Here is a 5696-nt window from a genome sequence, read left to right on the forward strand (position 1 = left end):
GCAGATGCTCTATCCAGCTGAGCTACGCACCCTTGATTTTAAAAAGTCGGGGCGGCAGGATTCGAACCTGCGACCTCCTGGTCCCAAACCAGGCGCGATGACCGGACTACGCTACGCCCCGATTGATAGTCATCATAACGAATTTTACTTCGTTTTTGCGGTTGCAAAGGTACAATACTTTCTCAAATAAAAAAATAAAATGAAGGATAAATTTTCATTAATTTTTACGCTCACTTTTTTATTTATTTTAGATTACTAATAACCATTGAGTTATATTGATTGAAAAAAAACTGTTTTTTTTTATATTTTCCCCTTCGTTGTGTGACTTAAATCACTTTGACCAATAGAAAAATTGGATATACTTAAAAATGGAGTTATAAGAAATATAGCCCCTGGCATCAGAAAAATCCTTCAGAATAGTGGTGTTTTATAAATCCTGGTTCTTTGCCTGGGTATGAAAAATAACTTCAGGATTAAATCTGGGAATTTTTTTCTGGAAAAAACGCTCAAAATGCGATGAATTATAGGTTTTCAGAGTTCTTAATTCTTATCTTTACTTCATGAAACGATTGATATGGGCATGCCTCTTTTTTCCACTATTTAGTTTTTCTCAAAACAGTGGAAAAGTAATAAAAATTTCAGATGGAGATACCATCACAATACTTCTAAAAGGAAATCAGCAAAAAAAACTTCGGCTCGCTGAGGTGGACTGTCCGGAGAAAGGACAGCCTTTTGGTAAAAATGCAAGACAATTTACCTCAGATCAGGTGTTTGGAAAGACTGTTAATTTTGTAGAAACCAATACGGACCGTTACGGACGTTCTATTGCCAAAGTGTATTATGACAACGGTAAATACCTTTCAAAAGAACTGATAAAAGCAGGTTTCGGATGGTGGTATTTTTCCTATTCGAAGGATGCTACTTTGGGGGAGCTGCAGGATCGTGCGCAACAGAAAAAAGTTGGTCTTTGGCAGGATAACCGTGCTATGGCTCCCTGGGAATACAGAAAAATGAAACGCGAAGAATCGAAAAACAGAAAATATGAAGCTTCCCAAACTAAAATAAAACCTAAAGAAGCTGCCTGAAAATAATGTAAAAAGCCTAAGAATTTCTGATTCATAGGCTTTTTTAATACATATAGCAGTTCTATATAAAAAAATATAAGGAGCTTTATCCCGCTATCCACTCATACTCCTCACGCCTCACCTAAAAAGCATAGCATGTTGCGGGGTAACCGTTCCTGTCGGGGCTAGGGTAGAGGTCTGGATAGTTGCTCTAGTATATTTTTTCCATTCTTATTATCAGGATTTAGCTCTATTGATTTTTGATACATCTTGATAGCCTGATCTTTTTGTTCAGTTTTTAATAGTATTTCACCATAACTATCATATGCATTCCAGCTCTCAGGAAACAGATGTATATTGAGCTTGAAAATTTCTAAGGCTTCTTTAAGTTGTTTTTTTGCCATCAATCGGTATGCCCACTCATTGAGTTCAAATTCATTCGGATTAAAATCAGGATTCTTTTTCTTTTCGGTATCTACTAATTCAATAGCTTTGGTAAAACCCGTTTTTCTTAGGTTTATTCTAAGATAAGTTATGGGATCAGCCTTAACAATATCCGGATTGTAAACGCCGGCAAGTTCTTCTAAAAAATCTTCCGGATAACTGCCTCCCAAATTGGTAAGGACAATAACGGCCAAACCATCATCCGGATATACCAAAAATGCAGCCCTGCTCCCTCCAGACATCCCTACGGCCTTATGCATTGAACGAAGCTTTGCCAATCCCCAGCCTCGTGTCCAGTTGGTTGGTGTTCCATTATTAAATTTTGCCGGTAACCACATTTTGTCTATTGTTGCGGCATTTTTCAAAAGCTTTCCTTTTTGTAATGCTATGATCCAATGGGCTATATCTTCTGCTGTACTGTTAAGACTTGCTGCCGTTCTGGTGAAATCAGGAAATTCATAATAGCCATTCGTTAATTTTTCTGTATTGAGTTTCTGCCCGTCCAGATTGGTTTTATAATGATAAGTGGGAGCATAATGAGATATAACATCTCTGGAATCACCAAATATCGTATGCTTCATATCCACTACCTTGAATTGCTTTTCATTGAAAAAGGTAGCAAAAGACTGTCCACTTACTTTTTCAATGATTTTGCCCAGTAAATAATAATTGGTCTGATTATAACTGAATTGTTCCCCGGTTTTAAAATCCATCGGAAGGGATTTGAGCTTCTCCCAGACGGCTTCTTCAGTTTTCAGCACACCAATATTACCTGTAATGGGATCAAATAGTTTTTGGATGTCCGGAAAGCCTGAAATATGGGTGAGCAGCTGCTCAATAGTTACTGTTTGCCATTCTGCAGGGAGATGATCGAGATATTTGCCTATAGGGGCGGACAGATCAACTTTCCCCTGTTCTGCCAGCTGCATAACCGCTACAGCAGTAAATACCTTTGTACAGGAATTAATAGGAAAAACTGTGCTGTTTGTGACCGGTATATTATCCTGCACATTGGCAATACCATATGATTTATTTAAAACCAGTTTTCCATTTTGAACTATGGCGATTTGTAATCCCGGAATCTGTTTTTCTTTCATTTCCCTGTTAATGATTATATCAATATTGGAAATGGTATTCTGGGCAAAAGAATATTGCGAGAGGAGTACCACAATACATAAAAGGTAGATCTTCATTTTTAATTTATATATAAGACTATTGTGGAATGAAATCTATTACATCGATGTAATACAGTTAACACTAGTATATCATTACCTTGCTTTATGGGATCTTCAGATAGGTGACCTTACGTGAAGCAGTTATCGGATACTTTATATACATTTTGTATATTCGTTAAAGTACTTTGCGTATATTATCAATGAATGATAGCAATATTGTATTTCTAAAAACGTAACAGATAGAATGAAAACATTTCCGCAGGAAAAGATATTAAAAGATGATAAGCTGTTGTTCGCTAAATGGAAAACAAATATCGTCTCTACCAAGCAATTTATATTGATGCAGGAAAATGCTTTTGTATTTGTTCTGAAAGGTAAAAAGGTAATAGTTCAGGATGGGGATATTTTAGAAATAAACAATCAACTGCTTTTAATATTAAAAAAAGGCGTTCACAAAATGACAGAATATCTTGCGGAAGATGGTACCTTCGAAGCAATTGTCATATACTTTGCAGATACCTTTATTAAACATTCAAGATTGTTTGATAATATAGATCCTTCTCAATCAGGTATTGTAAACCAAGATATAATGATCGTGGGGACGGATAAGATGATCAATAGCTTTGTGGTACAATATTGTAATTACATTCTTGAAAATGAAAATGATGCTCTCATCATGGAGCTAAAGGTTGTGGAACTGACGCACCTTCTTTTGAAAAAATATCCGCAAACCCAACACTTTTTTACCAGTATCATTCAACAAAGCAGTGATTTGAGAAGTTTGATGGAAAAGTTGTACAAAGAGAATTACAGCATCAGCCAATTAGCTTATTTTTCCAATCGCAGCTTGTCCAAGTTTAAAAGAGATTTTAAAAGTAAATTTCAATGCTCTCCTGCAAAATGGATTCTTTCCCGTAAACTGACTGATGTCCGTTTCTACCTTGTGAATACCGATAAAAATATGTCTGAAATAGCGGATGAAACTGGTTTTGAATCATTATCCCATCTCGATAAATCATTTAAACGACTATATGGCATCACGCCTTCCGCTTTTCGTAACCTGTCGGCAGTGAACCAAATCGACAAACCTTAGGTCTTTTAAGACAAACCAATCTGTTTCTTTCCTTCTAACTTTGCGGTGTAATAATACCTTAAAATGTACAAATACAAAACAGAAAAAGTATACTACCTAAGTGAAGGGGTAAAGATAGCCGCTTTAAAGTATACACCGGAAAAAGAAGGAAGATGTCCGGCTATCGTGATGGCTCATGGATTTGGCCTTACCAAAGAAGCGTATATTGATAAATTTGCAGAGAGGTTTGCAGAAAATGGATTTGTAGTTATCCTCTTTGATTATAGAAATCTTGGGGAAAGTGAAGGATTGCCGCGTCAGGAGGTTAATCCCTTTATGCAAATTGATGATTATAAAAACAGTATCACTTTTGTCAGTACACAAGCTGAAGTGGATATTGAAAAAATCGGAATATGGGGAACCAGTTTTTCAGGTGGACATGTCCTGGTAACTGCAGCAACAGATAGCAGGGTAAAGTGCGTAGTCTCTCAGGTACCTACCATTAGTGGGTTTACATCCGGATTGAGGAGAATGTCTGCCGGACAGGAACATGATCGTCAGGAAAATATAAAACAAGATAGGTTAAACCGTTTACAGGGAAGGGAACCAATGATGAAAACAATTGTTGGAGAGGCTTCAGAAAACCCGCTTTATCCAATGTCAGATGCTGAAGCCTATTATACAGGAGCATTGAAGCTGTCACCAACCTTTCGCAACGAAGTAACGCTACGGACCACCGAATACACCCGTATGTATGAACCGGGGATCTATGTATCCCGGATAAGTCCTGTACCCGTTTTGTTTGTTGTTGCATTAAATGATGAGGTGACCCCGACCGATCTGTCGATGAAAGCTTATGAAGATGCATTACAGCCCAAAGGTTTGATCACTATTCCAGGGGGACACTTTACACCTTATCTGCAATATTTTGACACCGCATCGAATGCTGCCGTTGATTGGTTTTCAAAATATTTTTTAAATACGCCAATAGACTAAGATGGCTTCTTACTACTTGGAAATAGCTATTGATTGATAATTTTTACATGAAGTAATCTAGCCTTTCCAGTATATCTTCACAAGAATGACCAATGTAATATTTTTCTAAGGATTGAGAATAAAGTAGGTAGCAGCAACACATGAAACTAATATAAAACAAAAAACTCACAATAAAAATTGTGAGTTCGTTGTGAGCGCGAAAGGCTTCGAACCTTTGACCGTCCCTATTACAAATCGGGATGCTCTATATTGTCAGCTTGATTAATGAGTGTTTGTATTTTAGATTTGCTTTTCCAAGCCATTATTTCTCGTTCTCTTTTGTATGCAGCAGATTTAGAATCAAAAACTTCATGATAAACGATCATCCAGTCTTTGGCTTTTGCTGTAAATCCTTTATGTTCAGACAGATGTTTTCTTAGCCTTTCCTGTATATCTTCACAAGAATGGCCAATGTAATATTTTTCTAAGGATTGAGAATAAAGTATATAGCAGCAGCAACACATGAAACTAATATAAAACAAAAAACTCACAATAAAAATTGTGAGTTCGTTGTGAGCGCGAAAGGATTCGAACCTTTGACCGTCCCTATTACAAATCGGGATGCTCTATATTGTCAGCTTGATTAATGAGTGTTTGTATTTTAGATTTGCTTTTCCAAGCCATTATTTCTCGTTCTCTTTTGTATGCAGCAGATTTAGAATCAAAAACTTCATGATAAACGATCATCCAGTCTTTGGCTTTTGCTGTAAATCCTTTATGTTCAGACAGATGTTTTCTTAGCCTTTCCTGTATATCTTCACAAGAATGGCCAATGTAATATTTTTCTAAGGATTGAGAATAAAGTATATAGCAGCAGCAACACATGAAACTAATATAAAACAAAAAACTCACAATAAAAATTGTGAGTTCGTTGTGAGCGCGAAAGGATTCGAACCTTTGACCGTC

Annotated in this window: 6 protein-coding genes and 1 tRNA gene; 3 read left to right on the top strand and 4 right to left on the bottom strand. The window is 36.6% G+C overall.

Annotated elements, in window-relative coordinates; translation table 11 throughout:
* Positions 1-46: 46 nt before the first annotated feature.
* A tRNA-Pro gene (locus tag JML65_RS23600) sits at positions 47-121 on the bottom strand.
* A gap of 439 nt (positions 122-560) precedes the next feature.
* Here JML65_RS23600 and JML65_RS23605 point away from each other — a divergent pair.
* On the top strand, positions 561-1085 hold the full coding sequence (locus JML65_RS23605; protein WP_202272578.1) for a thermonuclease family protein: 525 nt from the start codon (positions 561-563) through the stop codon (positions 1083-1085).
* Positions 1086-1249: 164 nt separating this feature from the next.
* Here JML65_RS23605 and JML65_RS23610 read toward each other — a convergent pair whose 3' ends face one another.
* Entirely contained in the window at positions 1250-2701 is a 1452-nt protein-coding gene (locus tag JML65_RS23610) for a serine hydrolase (protein ID WP_202272580.1), read from the bottom strand.
* 226 nt (positions 2702-2927) lie between these two features.
* Between JML65_RS23610 and JML65_RS23615 the strand changes: the two genes are divergently transcribed.
* Positions 2928-3776, top strand: coding sequence for a helix-turn-helix transcriptional regulator (locus JML65_RS23615; RefSeq protein ID WP_202272582.1), 849 nt, complete (start codon positions 2928-2930; stop codon positions 3774-3776).
* A gap of 63 nt (positions 3777-3839) precedes the next feature.
* Entirely contained in the window at positions 3840-4751 is a 912-nt protein-coding gene (locus tag JML65_RS23620; protein ID WP_202272584.1) for an alpha/beta hydrolase, read from the top strand.
* Positions 4752-4978: 227 nt separating this feature from the next.
* Here JML65_RS23620 and JML65_RS23625 read toward each other — a convergent pair whose 3' ends face one another.
* Positions 4979-5254, bottom strand: coding sequence for a GIY-YIG nuclease family protein (locus JML65_RS23625; RefSeq protein WP_202272586.1), 276 nt, complete (start codon positions 5252-5254; stop codon positions 4979-4981).
* Between the two features lie 85 nt (positions 5255-5339).
* Positions 5340-5696 (bottom strand): GIY-YIG nuclease family protein (locus tag JML65_RS23630; RefSeq protein ID WP_237390979.1); only part of this gene is annotated, 357 nt, incomplete at its 5' end.

The sequence above is a fragment of the Chryseobacterium sp. KMC2 genome (assembly GCF_016756935.1).
GTDB lineage: Bacteria > Bacteroidota > Bacteroidia > Flavobacteriales > Weeksellaceae > Chryseobacterium > Chryseobacterium rhizosphaerae.

Excerpts from the sequence above, each read along its gene's own strand:
- JML65_RS23610 (WP_202272580.1), bottom strand. The coding sequence starts at position 2,701 with ATGAAGATCTACCTTTTATGTATTGTGGTACTCCTCTCGCAATATTCT.
- JML65_RS23625 (WP_202272586.1), bottom strand. The coding sequence starts at position 5,254 with ATGTGTTGCTGCTGCTATATACTTTATTCTCAATCCTTAGAAAAATAT.
- JML65_RS23605 (WP_202272578.1), top strand. The coding sequence starts at position 561 with ATGAAACGATTGATATGGGCATGCCTCTTTTTTCCACTATTTAGTTTT.
- JML65_RS23615 (WP_202272582.1), top strand. The coding sequence starts at position 2,928 with ATGAAAACATTTCCGCAGGAAAAGATATTAAAAGATGATAAGCTGTTG.
- JML65_RS23620 (WP_202272584.1), top strand. The coding sequence starts at position 3,840 with ATGTACAAATACAAAACAGAAAAAGTATACTACCTAAGTGAAGGGGTA.